Source organism: Micromonospora sp. CNZ286 (genome assembly GCF_014207755.1).
In genome coordinates, this window is record NZ_JACHIZ010000001.1 from 6367380 (window position 1) to 6385358 (window position 17979).

At 73.8% G+C, this 17979-nt stretch carries 16 protein-coding genes; 4 read left to right on the plus strand and 12 right to left on the minus strand.

The features are described 5' to 3' along the window. Positions 1-163 precede the first annotated feature (163 nt). Complete coding sequence (locus FHX31_RS28495) at positions 164-2224, plus strand: SpoIIE family protein phosphatase (protein ID WP_030273524.1); 2061 nt, start codon at positions 164-166, stop codon at positions 2222-2224. A 438-nt stretch (positions 2225-2662) separates the two neighbouring features. On the opposite strand, the gene FHX31_RS28500 is transcribed toward FHX31_RS28495, so the two are convergent. Next, positions 2663-4138, minus strand: a complete 1476-nt coding sequence (locus FHX31_RS28500; RefSeq protein ID WP_486481707.1) for an FAD-binding oxidoreductase — start codon at positions 4136-4138, stop codon at positions 2663-2665. A gap of 100 nt (positions 4139-4238) precedes the next feature. Between FHX31_RS28500 and FHX31_RS28505 the strand changes: the two genes are divergently transcribed. After that, complete coding sequence (locus FHX31_RS28505) at positions 4239-6332, plus strand: S9 family peptidase (RefSeq protein ID WP_184977490.1); 2094 nt, start codon at positions 4239-4241, stop codon at positions 6330-6332. 84 nt (positions 6333-6416) lie between these two features. On the opposite strand, the gene FHX31_RS28510 is transcribed toward FHX31_RS28505, so the two are convergent. The 10 genes from FHX31_RS28510 to FHX31_RS28555 all read right to left on the minus strand — a co-directional run bounded on the left by FHX31_RS28510 (position 6417) and on the right by FHX31_RS28555 (position 15433). Continuing rightward, entirely contained in the window at positions 6417-7928 is a 1512-nt protein-coding gene (locus tag FHX31_RS28510) for an FtsX-like permease family protein (protein WP_184977491.1), read from the minus strand. After that, positions 7925-8626: an ABC transporter ATP-binding protein gene (locus FHX31_RS28515; protein ID WP_013283530.1), complete on the minus strand. Its 702-nt coding sequence runs from the start codon at positions 8624-8626 to the stop codon at positions 7925-7927. The genes FHX31_RS28510 and FHX31_RS28515 overlap by 4 nt, the downstream gene beginning before the upstream one ends. Next, positions 8623-9159, minus strand: a complete 537-nt coding sequence (locus tag FHX31_RS28520; protein WP_013473508.1) for a PadR family transcriptional regulator — start codon at positions 9157-9159, stop codon at positions 8623-8625. Before FHX31_RS28520 ends, FHX31_RS28515 begins: the two co-directional genes overlap by 4 nt. 72 nt (positions 9160-9231) lie before the next feature. Further along, positions 9232-9798 carry a TIGR03086 family metal-binding protein gene (locus tag FHX31_RS28525; protein ID WP_047893440.1) on the minus strand — a complete coding sequence of 189 codons (567 nt, stop codon included), beginning with the start codon at positions 9796-9798 and terminating at the stop codon, positions 9232-9234. A gap of 54 nt (positions 9799-9852) precedes the next feature. After that, positions 9853-11391, minus strand: coding sequence for a SpoIIE family protein phosphatase (locus tag FHX31_RS28530; protein WP_091330416.1), 1539 nt, complete (start codon positions 11389-11391; stop codon positions 9853-9855). Positions 11392-11393: 2 nt separating this feature from the next. Then, positions 11394-12740: a sensor histidine kinase gene (locus FHX31_RS28535; RefSeq protein WP_013283526.1), complete on the minus strand. Its 1347-nt coding sequence runs from the start codon at positions 12738-12740 to the stop codon at positions 11394-11396. After that, on the minus strand, positions 12737-13750 hold the full coding sequence (locus FHX31_RS28540; protein ID WP_013283525.1) for a SpoIIE family protein phosphatase: 1014 nt from the start codon (positions 13748-13750) through the stop codon (positions 12737-12739). Before FHX31_RS28540 ends, FHX31_RS28535 begins: the two co-directional genes overlap by 4 nt. Continuing rightward, positions 13747-14166, minus strand: coding sequence for an ATP-binding protein (locus tag FHX31_RS28545; RefSeq protein WP_013283524.1), 420 nt, complete (start codon positions 14164-14166; stop codon positions 13747-13749). The genes FHX31_RS28540 and FHX31_RS28545 overlap by 4 nt, the downstream gene beginning before the upstream one ends. Further along, a complete protein-coding gene (locus FHX31_RS28550) occupies positions 14163-14573 on the minus strand; it encodes an STAS domain-containing protein (protein ID WP_013283523.1) in 411 nt (136 codons plus the stop codon). The genes FHX31_RS28545 and FHX31_RS28550 overlap by 4 nt, the downstream gene beginning before the upstream one ends. Beyond that, on the minus strand, positions 14573-15433 hold the full coding sequence (locus FHX31_RS28555) for an STAS domain-containing protein (protein WP_047893439.1): 861 nt from the start codon (positions 15431-15433) through the stop codon (positions 14573-14575). Before FHX31_RS28555 ends, FHX31_RS28550 begins: the two co-directional genes overlap by 1 nt. Positions 15434-15592: 159 nt before the next feature. Between FHX31_RS28555 and FHX31_RS28560 the strand changes: the two genes are divergently transcribed. Continuing rightward, positions 15593-15949, plus strand: a complete 357-nt coding sequence (locus tag FHX31_RS28560; protein WP_018789120.1) for an STAS domain-containing protein — start codon at positions 15593-15595, stop codon at positions 15947-15949. A gap of 10 nt (positions 15950-15959) precedes the next feature. Here FHX31_RS28560 and FHX31_RS28565 read toward each other — a convergent pair whose 3' ends face one another. Further along, a complete protein-coding gene (locus FHX31_RS28565; RefSeq protein WP_486481708.1) occupies positions 15960-17228 on the minus strand; it encodes an MFS transporter in 1269 nt (422 codons plus the stop codon). A gap of 49 nt (positions 17229-17277) precedes the next feature. Here FHX31_RS28565 and FHX31_RS28570 point away from each other — a divergent pair, with 49 nt between their 5' ends. After that, positions 17278-17961, plus strand: a complete 684-nt coding sequence (locus FHX31_RS28570) for a FadR/GntR family transcriptional regulator (protein WP_013473501.1) — start codon at positions 17278-17280, stop codon at positions 17959-17961. Positions 17962-17979 lie beyond the last annotated feature (18 nt).

Below are 17979 nucleotides of genomic sequence, written 5' to 3' on the forward strand. Positions count from 1 at the left end.
CGCTCCGCTCGGGCTCGTGCCGTCACACGGGCCATCCCATCATTGTGCCGCGCGATCCGTCGAGGTCACCGCGTGTGATCGCGCGTCACGTGCGGTATCGACCCGGGTGGCGGGTTCGGCCTGATGCTTGGCACCCGGGGTGGGCGCGGTGGAGGATACGAAGGTGTCAGCGGAGGCAGGGCCTGCTAGCGGCGGCGCGGACGAGCGCGTCCGCCGGGTCCGCCTCCCCGCCGACCGCCGCACCCCGGCGGCGGCCCGCGCGCTGGTCCGCACCATGCTGCTCGAAGCGCGGCTGCCCGAACTGCTGAACGAGGCGCTGCTGCTCACCACCGAGCTGACCACCAACGCCGTCGAACACGCGCGTACCGAACTGGACATCGAGGTCGACACCGACCGCAACGGCCTCACCGTGACAGTCACCGACTTCGCCTCCGGCCCGGTCGACGAGCTGATCGTGGGCGTGCGCAACACCACGTCCGACATCACCGAGGTCGCCGCCCGAGGGCGCGGCCTGCTGCTCGTCGACCACTTCTCCAGCCGGTGGGGCACCACGTACCTGCCCACCGGCAAGGGCGTCTGGTTCCGCCTGGACCGGCCCGGCCCCGGCGGTTCCGCCCGGCCGTCGGCCGGCCCACTGCGCGTCGCCGAACCGGAAGGAAACGGCGACGGTACGCCGAGCGCCGCGGCGATGAGTGAGCTGATGCAGCTCACCCCTGACGCGTACGCCGACGAGCCGCTGCCCGAGTTCGCCACCGGACTGCTGACCCGGGTCGCCGAGATGGTGGGCGCCGCCGGTGGCACGGTCCGGCTGGACCGGGGCGACGGACTCGGCACCCAGGTCTTCGCCCGGTACGGCCGGCCGGCGCGCGAGGGCAACGAGCTGCTGCGCGTCCCACTCGCCGTGCACCGGCCGTACTCCGGTGAGCTGGAGCTGGACGCGGCGCCCTCGGCGTACGCCCGGCCGCTCGCCGTACTGGCCGCCGAACGGCTGTCGCTGCACCTGGAGAACGACCGGCTGCGCCGCGCCGACGTACGCCGCTCCACCTGGCTGACGTTCCTGGCCGAGGCCAGTGAACTGCTCGCCCAGTCGCTCGACGTCGAGCTGACCATGGCGCTCATCCCGCAGCTCGTGGTGCCCCGGCTCGGCCAGTGGTGCGCCGTGCACACCACCGACGAGTGGGGCCGCCTGCGGCTCGCCGCGTCGAGCCACGCCGACGAGGCGATGCTGCCGCAGCTGCACCGGATCCTCCAGGAGACCGGCCAGGACTCGATCCAGTCCCGGCTGCGCGAGGCGTCCCGCAACGCCGCCCAGGTGCCGCTCGGCGGGCCGATGGAGGGCTTCGCCGTACCGCTCATCGCCCGCGGCCAGCGGCTCGGCACCCTCGCCGTGGGCCGGCACCAGCGGCACCGGCACGACCCGGACGAGGTCTCGGTGCTGGAGGACGTGGCCCGCCGCGCCGCCCTCGCCATCGAGAACGCCCGCATCCACGCCGAGCGCCGCCGGGTCGCCCAGACGCTCCAGCAGTCGCTGCTGCCGCCGGTGCTCCCGGTGGTCGAGGGCATCGGCTTCGCCGCCGAGTACGTCCCGACCGGCGACGACGCGGAGGTCGGCGGCGACTTCTACGACGTGCTCCCGCTGCCGGACGGCCGCTGGCTCGTGGTGGTCGGCGACGTGTCAGGCAAGGGCGTGCAGGCCGCCGCCGTGACCGGCCTGGTCCGCGACGTGATCCGGGTGCTCGTCGGCGACGGCAAACCGCTGCCCGAGGTGCTCGGCCGGCTCAACGAGACGCTCGTGGAACGCGGCGGCGGGCGTTACTGCACGCTGGCGCTGGCGGCTGTCGCACCCGGCGACGGCGACCAGCTCGACGTCTCGCTGCACCTGGCCGGCCACGACCGCCCGGTGCTGCTGCACGGCGGTGGAGGGGCGACGTTCGTCGGCGCCGGCGGTACGGCGCTGGGCCTGCTCGACACGATCACCACGCCGACCGCCGAGCTGACACTCAAGCCCGGCGACGCGCTGATCTTCTACACCGACGGGGTCACCGAGCGGCGGCGCGGACGGGAGCTGTTCGGCACCGACCGGCTGCGCGAGTCGGCGGCGCCGCTGGCCGGGTACTCGGCCGACGTGGTGGCCGCCCGGCTGCGCGCCGCCACCATCGCCTTCTCGGTGGAGCCCCCACGCGACGACATCGCCATCCTGGTCCTCCGAAACGACACCCCCTAGCCCGCTCGCCCCGCCCGCCCCGCGTCCGCTCCGGGTTCGGCGTCGGCGTCGGCGTCCGCCTCGACGATCATGAACTTAGCCGCTCATTTCGCCCGATTCCTCCCCGCCAACTTCATGGTCAACGAGCGCTCCCTCCTGCGCGGACGCCTCAGCCGTCGTTCGCGGCGCTCAGCTCGCCGTCGTGACCGTTGAGCCCGCCCCGTCGCGGCTGTTGAGCCCGCCCGTCGTGGCGCTCGCTCCCCGGCGCAGCCCTCCAGCCCTCCCCGTCTCGCCCTCAACTCCTCCCCTCGTGACGCCTCCGCCCGCCCCGTCGGCGGTGATCAAGGAGTTTGTGGCTCAGGAGGGCGCGAAATCTGACACAAACTCCTTGATCACCGAGTGAGGGTGGGCCGGGCGAGGGCCGGCGGGGACAGGGCCGGGCCAGGCGGGGCAGGTGGGTCAGAGGCCGCCGGGGAGGCGGCCGGGGGCCAGGCGATGGTGCGGATCCAGGTGGGCCTTGGCGCTGCGCAGTCTCGGCAACGTGGGCAGCTCGCCCCAGAGGTCCACGGCACGGCGTACCGCCGCGGGCGCGGCCACCACCACGCACCGACCCCGTCGGGCGATCAGCACGCTGCGAACCGCGGTGAGGATCGAGGCGACCCGCTCGGGCGGCAGCGCGCCGGACAGGGCGGCGTGGACGGTGCCCGAGCCGGCCGAGCCGCGTACCGGCACCGGGCCGCCGGTGGCGTCGCGCAACGCGTAGACGGCTGCGTGCAGGTCGTTGATGGGCACCTCGATGCGCAGCGCCGTGTCGCCGGGCGCGAACGGGTAACGCCCCCACCATTCCGGTGCGTGGTGGCTGACGATCGCCTCGGCGCCGAGGACGGCGGTGAGCCGCTCGGCCCGCTCGGTCACGTCGGCCGGGCCGCCCTCCAGCAGCACCACGAGGCTGCCCGCCGCGGGTCGTCCGGTCACGGCGGGATGGTCGGGGCGGTTGACCACCGACGGGTGCGTCGGCGGAATGCGGCGCCGGGGCAGCGGCACCGGCACCGGCAGGTCCAGTTCGACGGCGGCCGGATCGACGCCCGCGGCCAGGACGGCCCGGACCAGGTCGTGCACCTCCAGTGGCGTCCACACCGGGCGGGACACCCAGAGCCGGCCGGCCGGGATGGCGTGCACCCGCATGGTGGCCGAGACCAGCACGCCGAGCCCGCCCTGCGAGCCGCAGAGCAGCCGGGCCACGTCCAGCCCGGGCACCTCGCCCCGGCCGAGTATCGCGTCCCCGCCGCCGCGACCCGGATCGCCGCCGGCACCGCCCGCCGGACCGCGTCCACTCGCCCGGCCACCGCCGCTGCCAGGGGTGGCCCGGCCGAGCGCCTCCGTCCCGGACTCGCCGACGCTCACCAACTCGCCGTCGGCGTCCAGATAGCGCACCCCGACGAGCTGGGCGCACGGGCTGCCGTGCCGGTGACGCAGCGGACCGGACTCGTCGGCGGCGAGCACCCCGCCGAGCGTCGCGCCCGGCGAGGGCGCGTCGACCGGCAGCCGCCGGTTGGTGCGCGCGAGCGTGGCCTGGACGGCGCGCAGCGGCGTACCGGCACCGATCTCGGCCACCGCCGCGTCGCGCGGCTCGTGCCAGACCCCGGCGAGGCGGCCGGTGTCGAGCATGATGTCCACCTGCGCCGGCGCGGCCCCCCAGTCGATCTTCGTCCCGGCGCCGCGCGGCACCACTGTCAGGTCGTGCGCCGCGGCCAGCCGCAACACCTCCGCCGCGGCGTGCGGGCCGCCCGGCACGGCCACCCATCGGGCGGTACGGCCGGCCACCTCGTCGGCCGGGCCGGCGAAGCGGGCGAACGGGGTGCCGCAGATCGCGGCCAGCTTCCGGGTGATGTCGAGGGCTTCGAGTCGGTCGGTGGAACGTGCCGCATCCGCCATGGCGGTTATCGTACACATGTTCGAAAGACCTGGCGGCGAGTCGCCGGATTCGGTCGGCGGGCGAGCCCGGTGGCGGCCCGCCGACCGGTAACGTGGCGCCGTGACCGAAACCCCACCGCCCGTCGCCAAGCGCGTCCCGACCGAGCGCCTTCATCACGGTGACACAGTCCTCGACGAGTACGCCTGGCTCGCCGCCAAGGACGACCCGGACACGATCGCGTATCTGGACGCCGAGAACGCGTACACCGAGGCGCGCACCGCCCACCTGGCCGGCCTGCGCGCGGAGCTGTTCGAGGAGACGCGCCGGCGCACCCAGGAGACCGACCTGTCGGTGCCGACCCGCAAGGACGGCTACTGGTACTACACCCGCACGGTCGAGGGCCAGCAGTACGGTGTGCACTGCCGGCGCGCGGTCCTGCCGGGCGAGACGGCGCCCCCGGTCAGCGCGGACGGCGCCCCGCTCGACGGCGAGGAGGTGCTGCTCGACGGCAACCAGCTCGCCGAGGGGCACGACTTCTTCTCGCTCGGCGCGTTCGACGTCAGCCCGGACGGGCGCTGGCTGGCCTACTCCACCGACTTCTCCGGCGACGAGCGCTTCACGCTGCGGATCAAGGATCTGACCACCGGCGAGTCGCTGCCGGACGAGGTACCGGACACGTTCTACGGCACGGCCTGGTCCAGCGACGCGTCCACGCTGTTCTACGTGACTGTGGACGAGGCGTGGCGGCCGAACCGGGTCTGGCGGCACACCGTCGGCACGGCGTCCACCGAGGACGTGGTGGTCTACCAGGAGGACGACGAGCGGTTCTGGGTCGGCGTCGAGCTGACCCGCTCCGAGCGTTTCGTGGTCATCGACATCCACAGCAAGATCACCAGCGAGGTGTGGGTGATCCCGGCGTCCAACCCGACCGGCGAGCCCGCCGTCGTGGCCCCGCGGCGTCAGGGCATCGAGTACGCGGTGGAGCACCACGGCCACCGCTTCCTGATCCTGCACAACGACGGCGCGGAGGACTTCGCGCTGGCGTACACCTCGGCGGACTCGCCGGGCGAGTGGGAGCCGCTGATCCCGCACACCCCTGGCACCCGGCTGGAGGCGGTCGACGCGTTCGAGAACCACCTCGTGGTGTCGCTGCGCACCAACGGCCTGACCGGCCTGCGGGTGCTGCCGGTGGGCACCGACGACAGCTGGGACATCGACTTCCCCGAGCCGATCTACAGCGTCGGGCTGGACGCCAACCCCGAGTACCGCACGAGCGAGGTGCGGCTGCGCTACACCTCGCTCGTCACCCCCGACTCGGTCTACGACTACGACCTGGTCACCCGGGAGCTGACGCTGCGCCGGCAGAAGCCGGTCCGCCCCGGGCCGGACGGGCGGGCGTACGACCCGGCCGACTACGAGCAGCACCGGGACTGGGCGCTCGCCGACGACGGCACCCGCGTACCGATCTCGCTCGTCTGCCGCCGCGACACCCCGCGCGACGGCTCGGCGCCCGCCGTCATCTACGGCTACGGGTCGTACGAGGCGAGCATGGACCCGTGGTTCTCGATCGCCCGGCTGAGCCTGCTCGACCGCGGCGTGATCTTCGCGGTGGCGCACATCCGGGGCGGCGGTGAGCTGGGCCGGCGCTGGTACGACGAGGGCAAGCTGCTGGCCAAGAAGAACACCTTCACCGACTTCGTGGCCTGCGCCCGGCACCTCGTGAAGGCGGGCTGGACGGCGAGCGACCGGCTGGTCGCCCGGGGCGCCTCGGCCGGCGGCCTGCTGATGGGCGCGGTGGCGAACCTCGCCCCGGACGCGTTCACCGGCATCGTCGCGCAGGTGCCGTTCGTGGACGCGCTCACCTCGATCCTCGACCCGTCGCTGCCGCTGACTGTCACCGAGTGGGAGGAGTGGGGCAACCCGCTCGACGACCCCGAGGTCTACGCGTACATGAAGTCGTACACGCCGTACGAGAACGTGGCCACCGTCGAATACCCGGCCATCCTGGCGGTGACCAGCCTCAACGACACGCGCGTGCTCTACCACGAGCCGGCCAAGTGGATCGCCCGGCTGCGGTCGCTCGCGCCGGCCGGCGACTACCTGCTCAAGACCGAGATGGGCGCGGGCCACGGCGGCCCGAGCGGCCGGTACGACTCCTGGCGCGAGGAGGCGTTCGTCAACGCCTGGATCCTCGACCGCGTCGGCCGCGCCTGAGGTGTAAGGAAGGGCCCCTTATTAACAGACGTCTGTTAATAAGGGGCCCTTCCTTACACGGGGGCCTGCTCGGCCGCTGACCGCTCAGCCCGCGCGCAGTTCCTCCACCGACGTCGCGGTGCGCAGGAACAGCAGGCCGGCTACGACCGTGCACAGCACCGCCGCCAGCCCGCCCGCCGCGAGCCAGGCCAGCTGATCCCACGGTACGTCCGGCGGAACTGTCGTCTTCGGCACCCATTCGGTACGGGTGTACCGCGCCGCGGTGGCCGGATCGCCGCACAGTTCCGAGCCGGCGTCGCAGATCGTCCGCGTGAAGCCGCCGTTGCTCGGTGCCGGCATGACGCCCCGGACCAGCAGGTAGCCGACCGTCAACGCGAGCCCGATCGCGGGTACGGCGGGGGCGAGCGCGGCCCAGAGCAGCGACCGGCCGATGGTGGCCCGTGGCACGCCGGTCGCCACCTGCGCCGCGTACGCCCGTCGCCGGCTGGTGATCCCCTCGACCACCGCCACGAGCAGCCCACCGCCGGCGATCGCCATCGCCACCAGGACCGCGAGGTCGACCAGGTCCATCGCGCCGAGGTAGAAGCCCGGGTCGGCCATTCCGGAGCCGGTGCGGCGGGTCACCTCGGCCTCGGCCTGGAAGTCGGCACGCAGCCCTGCGGCACCGGCGCCGAAGATCAGCGCGGCCAGCAACGCGGCGAAGGTGCGGCTGCCGGCCCACGGGTCGGCGGCCAGCCGGCGGGCGGCGAGCAGGGCGGCCGGGCCGCGTCCGTGCCGGTGCAGCAGCCGGCCGGTCCGGTACGAGATCCAGCCGGTGCCCGACACCACGCCGATCATCGCGGTCAGCCCGCCGACGACGAGCAATGTCGGCACCAGCCAGTCGGGGGCCACGGCGCCACGCCGTTCGTACCAGAGCAGGAGCGGGCGGATCGCGGCGAACATCGCCAGCGCGGCGAGGATGAGCACGCCCGGCCACGGCCAGGGCGCCCGGGTGCGGACCTTGCGTACGACGCCGAACGGGGTGGTGGCGACCCGCCGCAGCAGCAACGCGCTCACCAGCGCGGCGACCAGCGGCAGGCCGAGCACGACGGCTGCCACCGCCACCGGGGCCGGGTGCACGTCGGTGGGCAGCGGCAGCCGCCCGTCCGCGTCGGGCCGGTGCAGCAGCCGGTGCCCGGCCAGGAAGACGGCCAGGCCGACGAGGGTGCCGAGCAGGCTCGCCACGCCGGTCTCGGCGACCGCGACCCGGGTGACCTGCCCGGGGGTGGCACCGGCCAGCCGGAACGCGGCCAGCCGCCGGTCCCGGCCCGGCGCGCCGAGGCGGGCGCACTGCCCGGCCAGCCCCAGGACCGGTACGCAGAGCAGCAGCAACGCGAACGCCACGCCGGGGCGCAGACCGGGTTCCCGCAGCAGGGCGTTGGTGTACTGGTCGGAGTTGAGCCCTTCGTCGCCGGACGGCTTCACCACCGACAGCACGGTCAGCGCGGCCAGCCCGGCCAGCGTCGCGAGCGCGGCGCTCACCGCCGTGAGCACCACCCGTGCGATGTCGGTGCGGGTGCCCGCCAGCACGAGACGCAGCAGCGTCCCCGGCCTCACCGCGACCCGCCCGGCAGCGCCGGGTCGAGCCCGAGCCCGGTGTGGTCGACCATGCCGTCGCGCAGGCTGACCTCCCGGTCCGCGTACGCGGCGATGCGCGGCTCGTGCGTCACCAGCACGACTGTGGTGCGCTGCTCGCGGGCCAGCCGGACCAGTTGGGTGAGCACCTGCTCGCCGGCCAGCGTGTCGAGCGCGCCGGTCGGCTCGTCGGCGAAGATCACCCGTGGTTCGGTGACGAGCGCCCGGGACAGCGCGCAGCGTTGCTGCTGCCCGCCGGACATCTCACCGGGCCGGGCGTCGGCGACGTCGGCCACGCCGAGCCGGTCCAGCCAGGAGAGCGCCGCCGTCCGCGCCGCTCGCCGCCCCGTGCCGGCGAGCAACAGCGGGAGCGCGACGTTCTCCGCGGCGGTCAGCTCGGCGACGAGCTGACCGAACTGGAACAGCACCCCGAATTCGGTACGGCGCAGCCGCGAGCGGGCCGCCTCCGACCACGTGTCGATCCGTTCTCCGCGCCAGGTGACCTGACCGGCGTCGGGGCGCAGGATGCCGGCGAGACAGTGCAGCAGCGTGGACTTGCCGCAGCCGCTCGGGCCGGTGACCGCGACGATCTCGCCTTCGGCCACGTCGAGCGTCACACCGCGCAGCGCGGGGTTGTGACCGTAGGCGCGGACCACTCCGCGCGCTTGCAGGAACGTCACGTGCGCACCTCCCGGTGCCAGTCGGCGACCCGGTCGAGGGTGGTGTGCAGCCACCGGAGATCGGCGTCGAGGTGGGCGATGGCGAAGTCGGCGGCGACCACCTCGTCGAGGCGGGCGCCGGGGGCCGTCTTCAGCGCGGTCAGTTCGCGCAGGCGTTGCGTGTGCGCCTGCCGCTGCGCGATCAGGTAGACGCGGGCCTGGTCGACGTCGGCCACCAGGAGCGCGACCACCACCTTGGCGAAGAGCGTGCTGGCCACGTACGGCATCGGCGGCTCGACGGTGGCGAGCCAGTGGTCCAGCGCCGCCCGCCCGTCCTCGGTGAGCGCGTACGAGGTGCGGTCCGGTCCGCTCTCGCGGGTCTGCCCGGCCGTGGCCACGAGGCCGTCGCGGCACAGGCGGGCCAGTGTCGCGTAGACCTGCCCGAAGGCGAGCGGCCGGGCGCGGGGCAGCCGCTCGTCGTGCGCGCGCTTCAGCTCGTAGCCGTGGCGCGGGCCGGCGGCGAGCAGCCCGAGCAGGACGTGCGACGTGGACACGGCCCTACTATTCGCTGAGCGAATAGTGGTGTCAAGAACGGCCCGCGCGGCGCACCACGCGGGCCGTTCGGTTCAGCGGGTCCAGGCCGGGTCGCGCCCGGCCCGGCCGAGCAGCGCGTCCATGCTGTCCGGTGCCGCGCCGGTGGGCACCGGCGGGCCGAACGCGCCCATCTTCTGCCCCGTGTCGCCCATCCGGTCCATGAACTCGTGTCCCGCGGCCACCACTGCCGGGTCCACGGTCAGCTCCTGGCCGGTGGCCCGCGCCAGGTCCCATCCGTGGACGGTGAGGTCGATCAGGGCCATCATGCCGACCGTCTCCTGCGGCAGTCCCATGCCGGGGGAGACCCCCTCCTGTGTGGCCGGGTCGGACCACGCCTCGGTCAGCCGGGCCGCCTCGGTCGCGAACCGGTCCCGCCAGCCGTCGGTCAGGTGGTCGGTCTTGCCGGACCAGTCGACCTCCTCCCGGCGGGCCAGCGCCTGGAAGTTGACCACCACGTCGAACAGGTGGCCCAGCAGGTCGCGCACTGTGTAGTCCGGGCAGGGGGTGGGCAGGACGAGCTGGTCGTCGGAGATGCCGCGCACCACAGCGGCCGTACCCGGCGCCGCGACGGCGAGCAGTTCACTGGTCTTGGTATTCATCGGGCCAGCGTATGAGGACGGCGTCGATCGGCCCCACTTCTCAGGACCAGGGGATCAGCGGCGACGGACCGCTACCACAGCGACGTCGTCGTGGATCTCCGGCGGCGCCAGCTCGACGAGCAGCCGCCGGCAGAAATCGTCCAGGTCGTCGTCCACCCGGGTGGCGGCCACGCCGAGCGCCGCCATGCCGTCGTCGATCGTGGCGTCCCGCCGTTCGATCAGCCCGTCGGTGTAGAGCACGAGCGTGGCCCCGGCGGGCAGCACGAACTCCAGGTCCGGCGGGCGCGGCGCGCGTACGCCGAGCAGGGGCGCCGACTGCGTCACGAACTCGACCCTCCCGTCCCGGCTGAGCAACGCCGGCAGGTGCCCGGCGCTGGCCAGCCGGACCACCCCGGTCGGCGGGTGGAGCAGCAGCACGCAGATGGTGGCCAGCTCGGTCGGCAGCAGGTTGCGCATCAGCTCGTTGACCCGGTCCAGGATCACGCCCGGCTGGTGCCCCTCGACCGCGTACGCCCGTACCGCGTGCCGCAGCTCGGCCATCACCGTGGCGGCGTGCAGCGAGTGCCCGGCCACGTCACCGATCGCCACCAGCAGGTGGCCGTCGAGCATCACCAGCTCGTAGAAGTCGCCGCCCACCTCGGTCTGCGCGCTCGCCGGCTCGTACCGAACGGCCAGGTCCAGGCCGACGACGTCGGGCAGCCGCTGCGGCAGCAGGCTGCGCTGCAACGTCACAGCGATCCGGTGCTCCTCGTCGAAGGACCGCTGCGCCTCGACCGCCGAGGCGACCGCCTGGGCGAGCTGCACCAGCACCGGCGTGCGTACGGTCTGGGTGGCGGTCGGCACCACCACGTAGAGCGGGGCCCGGTCCTCGCGCAGCCGGGAGGCGGCGACGGTCACGGTGTCGCCGTCGGGCCAGCCGGCCAGCGCCCAGTTGGCCGGCTCGTCGACGCGTACCCGGGTGCCGATCGGCACTCCGGTGTCGTCCACCACCCACGGCACGATGGTGGCCGGTGTGTGCGGGTCGGCCGCCACGCCCGCCAGGCAGTCCCCGTCGAACGTCTCGGCGACCACCGCCGCCGGGGCATTGAAGATCCGCGCCGCGCCGCTCGCGGCGGCCTCCAGCAGCCGGACGAAGTTCGGCGTCGCGTGCATCTCCACAGTGGCGTCGGCGAGCGCGGCGAGCCGTTCGGCGAGCTGCTCGGCCCGCCGCCGGGCCTGGTAGTAGCGCAGCACCGCGTGGGCGGTGGCGACCAGTTCCTCCGGCTCGATCGGCTCGGCCAGGTAGGCGTCCGCGCCCCGGGTGAGACCCTGCGCCCGGTCGACCACGTCGACCGCGTGCGCGGAGACGTGGATGACCGGGATCGACGGGTGCGCCTCCTTGATCCGCTCGCACACCTCGAAGCCGCTCATGTCCGGCAGACGGACGTCGAGCACCACGAGGTCGATGTGTTCCCGGTCCACCCGCTCCAGCGCCGCCGTGCCGTTCTCGGCCTCGACGGTGACGAAGCCGGCCCGGGTCAGCCAGTTGACCAGCAGGTATCGCTTGGGGCCGCTGTCGTCGACCACAAGCACGGTCACCGGCCCGCCGTCCACCGTCACGCTCCGCCCGCGGGGAGGACCACTGTGAACGTGCTGCCCCGGCCGGGTTCGCTGGTCAGCTCCAGCGTCCCGCCGAGCAGCGTGATCAGCCGGCGCGCGTACGGCAGGCCGAGCCCGGTGCCACCGACCCGGGTCGTGCCGGGCACCTGGTAGAACTCCTCGAAGACCCGTTCGTGCAGCTCCGGCGGGATGCCCACGCCGGTGTCGGTGACCGACAGCGTCCACTGGCCGCCGCGGCGCTCGGCGCGCAGGCGTACCTCGCCGCGTTCGGTGAACTTCAGTCCGTTGTGCAGCAGGTTGCGCAGCACCTGGGCGAGCAGCACCTCGTCCGAGCGCACAGTGGCCGGGGCCGGCGGTTCCTCGACCACCAGCTCCACCTCGGGGCGCGCGGCGAGCGCCCGCAGCGTGCCGCGCAACTGCCCGAACACGGCGCGCAGATCGACGTCGGACCAGTCCGGCTCGATCCGGCCCGACTCCGCCTTGGCCAGGTCGAGCAGCTCGTTGACCAGCCCCAGCAGGTCGCCCGCCGAGGAGCGGATCAGCCCCACCTGACGGGCCTGCTCGCCGGTGAGCGGGTCGGAGGCGGAGTCGGCGAGCAGCCGGGCCAGGCCGATGATCGCGGTGACCGGGGCGCGCAGCTCGTGGCTGACGTTCGCCAGGAACCGGCTCTTCGACTCGCTCGCGGCCCGCAGCTGGGCGGACTTCTCGTCCAGTTCGGCGTAGAGCGCCACCACACCGCGGTTGGTCTCCTCCAGCTCCTCGGTGAGCTGGTTGTAGAGCGCCATCACTCCGTGGTTGGTCTCCTGGAGTTCGGAGTTCAGCACCGCCAGCTCGTCGCGCTGGCTGCGTACCTCGTCGAGGGCGGCGATGAGCTGCGCGTTCTGGGCGGCCAACTCGTCCAGCGCGGAACCCGGCGCGCGCTCGGCCAGCTCGGCGCGGAGCTCGGCGGCGCGCTCGGCCGTCAGCTCCTCGGCGTGGTCGGGCACTCGTCGGGACATCCTCACGACGGTATCGCCCTCGACGGCCACCACCCGCAACGTGTCCACCAGACGCGCGACGGCGCCGGACTGCGGCTCGTACCGTCCACCGGGGAGCGGACGCAGCGGCGACAGGTCCACCTGGAGGACCCGGCGGCCGACCGCGTCCCGGTCGAGGGCGAACGTCACGTCCGCGCCGTCGGCCCCGTGCAACAGTTCCCGGGCCACCTCGCTGAGCGCGGTGGCGATCCGTACCTGGTCCTGATGTTCCAGCCCGACCGCCGCGGCCACCTCCCGGCCACGCTGCCGGACCAGGAAGATGTCCTGCTCCACCCGGAGCGCGAGGTGCAGGAGGGGCTCGGTCATGCCGCCCCCCGGGCCACCAGGACGCAGGCGTCGTCACGGCGGACACCGGCGTCGCGCAGCAGGGTCGCGGCGGCCAGCAGCGGGTTGCGGCCGGCGAGCCCGGGATAGTCGTCCAGATCCCAGCGGTCCACCACTCCGTCACTGTGCATGACCAGGGTGGCGTCGCGCGAGAAGGGGTAGTCGTACCCGCGGATCGCCGGACGCTGGTGCCCGGCGATGCCCGGCAGCGAGACCAGCCCGCGCCGCCGCTCGCCCGGCGCGACGATCATCGCGGCGATGTTGCCCAGCCCGGCGTAGCGGAGCACTCCGGCGGCCGGATCCGGTTCGGCCACCGCGAGCGCGGCGCCCCGGGTGTGCGAGATGGCGGCGTGCAGGTGCCGCACCACGACGTCCGGCGGCCCGTCCGGCGCCGAACGGAACGCGGACACGGCGGCACCTGTGGCGGCGGCGGCGAGCGGCCCGTGGCCCAGCCCGTCGGAGACCAGCACCTGCCGCCGGCCGCCGACCTGACGCACCGCGTACCCGTCGCCGCTCGTCTGCTCGCCGGTGATCGGCCGGGCCAGCCCGCCCGCCCAGTCCGGCTCCGGCGGTGCGGCGTCCCAGACCTGGACGACCAGGACCGTGCCCCGCCCCGGCGACGAGTAGCCGTCGAACCGGCTCGACTGCCGGGTGATCGCGCCGAGCCCGATGCCGAGCGTGCCGGCGGTGGAGTGGCCGTCGGCGGAGGAGAGCGTGAGGTCGGCCATGCCGGGGCCGGAGTCGATCGCGACCAGCTCCACACCGGCCCGCCCGCCCCGGCGCGCCGGACGCATCAGGAGCGTGCCCTCGCGGGCGTGCTTGACCAGGTTGCTGGTGATCTCGGCGGTGACGATGGCCAGGTCCGCGACGCGCGCCGCGCTCAGTTCGAGCTGCCGGCCGAGACGCTCGGCCGCCCGGCGTACGCTGCCGGCGGTCGCGCCGGTGTCGACCCGGAACCAGATGCCGTGGTCGGGCACCACGTCGGCGATCATCGCGACCACTTGGTGACGGTGATCCGCGTCCCCTCGCCGACAGCCGTCCGGATGTCGAAGTCGTCGACGAGCCGGCGGGCGCCGCTCAGTCCCAGGCCCAGCCCGCCGCCGGTGGTGTAGCCGTCGGTGAGCGCCAGGTCGAGGTCGGGGATGCCCGGGCCCTCGTCGGCGAAGACGATCCGCACGCCGCGCCGGCGGCCGTCGGACACGGTGCTCACCTCGGCGCTGCCCCCGCCACCGTAGATCAGCGTGTTGCGGGCCAGCTCGCTGGCGGCGGTGACGAGCTTCGTCTGGTCCACCAGGGAGAGGCGGACCGCGACGGCTGTGGTACGCGCCAACTGCCGGACCCGCACCACGTCCTCGTCGCTGCGGATCGCCTGGGTCGCCGGCACACCCAGGTCGACGCCCGTGGTCATGCCGTCGCCGTCGTCTCGGTGTCCTCGTCGTCGGCCGCCTCGTCCCACTCGTCGGCGCGGCTGGCCGCGATCAGCTCCATGCCGCGCTCGACGTTCAGCGCGGTACGGATGCCGTTGAGCGACAGCCCCAGTTCGACGAGCGTGATGGCGACGGCCGGGCGCATGCCGACCACCACCGTCTCGGCGTCCAGCACTTTCGAGATGGACGCGATGGTGGACAGCATCCGGCCGACGAAGGAGTCGACGATGTCCAGCGCCGTGATGTCGATGATCACGCCGTGGCAGCCGGTGGCGACGATCCGCTCGGCCAGGTCCTCCTGCAACTGGACCGCCGTCTGGTCGGACATGTCGACCTGGATGGAGACCAGCAGGATGTCGCCGATCTTGAGGATCGGCACCCGTTCCATCAGGACTCCCGGCGCGGGCGGCGAGCGGTGGTCTCGACCCCGGTCAGGCGCAGCACGTGGCGCAGCGCGTCGGCGAGGCTCGCCTTGGTGGCGATGTCACCGAACTCGATACCGAGGGCCACGATCGTCTGGGCGATCTGCGGGCGGATGCCGGAGATGATGCAGTCGGCGCCCATCAGCCGGGCGGCCACCACGGTCTTGAGGATGTGCTGCGCGACCTGCGTGTCCACCGCCGGCACGCCGGTGATGTCGATGATCGCGTACGGCGAGCCGGTGTCGACGAGCGTCTGCAGCAGCCGCTCCATCACCACCTGGGCGCGGGCCGAGTCCAGCGTCCCGACCAGCGGGACGGCGACCACGCCCTCCCAGAGCTTCACCACCGGGGTGGACAGCTCCAGCAGCTGCTCCGCCTGATCGGCGATCAGGCTCTCGCGGGCCCGGACGAACGTCTCGAACGTGAACAGGCCCATCTGGTCGACGAGCGCGGAGAAGGCGACGAAGTCGCGCAGGGTCTCGTCGCCCTTCTCATCCTCCATCAGCTCCAGCAGGGCGTCCTTGCACGCGAACACGCTGATCGCTGTCTCGGTGGCGGAGAATCCCTGGCGGGCCCGGTTGGTGGACAGCTCGGACAGCACCGCCCGCAGCTCACCGCCGTGCTCGTCGGCCAGGTCGGAGACGCCCTGCCGGCCGGCGTCGATCAGCGCGCGCTGCAACTCCTGCACCTGGCGAGCCAGCTCGGCCCGGCTCAGGCGGCCGCGCAGCGAACTGCCGACGATCTCCGTCCAGCGGTTGGTCAACCGGTCCGCGTGCTGACTGAGCAGGTGGGCGAGCCGACCACCCTGTTCGGCGCTCAACGCCATGGTGACCTCCCTGATTTGGACGGGCGGACTCTATCACCGGAGGCCGGGGCGCTACTTGTCACGGAGCAAAGAATGATCGACCGCACCCGTGACCGCTCCCGTTCTGCGCGGCGCGCCCATCGTGGGATACCGTTTCCCCCGAACACAGGAGGTCGACGAATGTCCTTGACGGTGCACACGGAACAGCGCGGCGACGTGGTCGTCGTGTCGGTCGCGGGCGAGCTCGACATGGCCACGGCACCGCAGCTCCAGGACCAGATCACGGATCTGCTGGACAAGGGGCGCAGCCGCCTCGTCTTCGACCTGGCCGAGGTGTCGTTCTGCGACTCCACCGGCCTGTCGGTGTTCGTCCGGGCGAAGAACAACTGCGACGAGGCGGGCGGCGTGGTCCGGCTGGCCGCCCCGCAGCGCGGCGTGCTGCGCATCCTCGAGGTCAGCGGCCTGGTCGAGGTGCTGCACACGTACCCGACGGTCGAGCAGGCCGTCGCGGGCGATCCCACCCCGGCCTCCTCCTGACCGATCCCGCTCAGCGCTCGTCCTCGATGTAGCGGGGACGGGCGATCACCATGCCCGCCGCCGTCTGCACGGCCAGCGCCACCAGCAGGAAGCCGATCGGGGCGGTCCAGCCGCCTGTCGCCTCGTAGAGGATGCCCACCAGCAGCGGCCCGAGCGCCGCGATCACGTACCCGGTGCTCTGCGCGAACGCGGACAGCGCCACGGTGCCCTCGGCGGTCCGGGCGCGCAGCCCGATCGTGGTCAGGATGAGCGGGAACGCGCCCTGGCCGAGCGCCAGCAGCAACACCCACAGCGGCGCCAGGCCGTGCGGGGCGAGCGCCAGACCGGCGTACGCGGCGGCGGAGAACACGGTCAGCGACAGCACCAGCGGGCGGAGCGTGGCCAGCCGTCCGGCGAGCGCCGGCATCATCAGCGCCACCGGCACGCCCAGCGCGGTCACCCCGGCGAGCAGCAGCCCGGCCGTCTCCGGCCGGTATCCGGCGTCCCGGAAGAGCTGGGCCAGCCAGCCCATGATCGCGTACCCGCTGAGCGACTGCGCCCCGAAGTAGACCGCCATGGCCCAGCCGAGCCGGGTCCGCCCCGGCTGCACGCGGGCCGAGGCGGCGACCGCCACCGCCGGGGGCGCGGCCCGTCGCGCGGCGCGGGCGCGCAGCGCCAGCGGCACCCACGGGAGTACGGCCAGCGCGGCCAGCCCGGCCCAGATGCCGAGTCCGGCCCGCCAGGAGCCGAACGCGTGCGCGACCGGCACGGCGGAGGCGGCGGCCACCGTCGTGCCCACAGTCAGGGCCATCGTGTACGCCCCGGTGACCAGTCCGGTGCGGTGCGGGAAGTGCTGCTTGACGAGCATCGGCAGCAGGATGTTCGCCACCGCGATGCCGGCCAGCGCGAGCGCGCTGGTGAGCACGAAGACCGCCGCCGAGCCGGTGACCGCGCGCAGCACCTGCCCGACGGTGAGCGCCACCATGGCCACCACCAGCACCCGGGGCGCGGCCCAGCGGCGGACCAGCCACGGGGTGAACGCGCCGAGTCCGGCGAACGCGATGGTGGGCAGCGTGGTGACCAGGCCGGCCATCGCGCCGGAGAGCCCCAGACCGACCCGGATCTCGTCGAGCAGGGCGCCGAGGCTGGTCACCGCGGCCCGCAGGTTCAGCGCGACGAGCAGCATCCCGGCGAGCACGAGCAGACCGCCCCGGACCGGGCCGGCCGCCGGGGCGGGGCCCGCCGCGGGTGTGACGCCGGGGGCGGGCACTGTCGCGGCGGGCGCAGGTGGCGGAGTCATGACCTCGAACCTACAATCATGGGATGAATTTCGGCACGAGGTGTAACCGGTGACACCCGCCGTGGATTCCGTCGCCGTGCCTCCGCGCGGTCACCGGGTCCGGCAGACGATCGAGCAGCTCCGGGAGCGGATCCTCGGCGGCGAGTGGGCGGTGGGCGGGCGCATCCCCACCGAGCCGCAACTGGTCGCCGCGCTCGGCGTGGGGCGGAACACGGTCCGCGAGGCGGTCCGCGCGCTCGTGCACGCCGGGGTGCTGGAGTGCCGGCAGGGCTCCGGCACCTACGTGGTGTCGACCGACGAGCTGGCGCCGGTGGTGGCCCGCCGGCTCACCGACGACCGGATGACCGAGGTGATCGAGGTCCGGCGCGCGTTCGAGGTGGAGGCCGCCCGGCTCGCTGCGCTGAGGCGTACCCCCGAGGACCTGGCGGCGCTCGACGGCGCGCTCGCGGCCCGCGAGGCCGCGTGGCGCGGCGGCCGGGTGGACGAGTTCGTGGAGGCGGACGCCGCGCTGCACACGGTCGTGGTGGCGGCCGCGCACAACGCCATGCTCGCCGAGCTGTACGCCTCGGTCGGCGCCGCGCTGCGCAGCACGGTGGCCCAGGCGATGGGTGAGGCGCTCACTCCGGAGCGGTACGTGGACCACAGCCGGCTGGTCGAGGCGATCCGGGCCGGCGACCCGCAGCGGGCGGCGATCGAGGCCGGTGCTTTTCTCGAAGGGCCCGCCGGGGCATAGGTTGTCCCCGACGCAGAC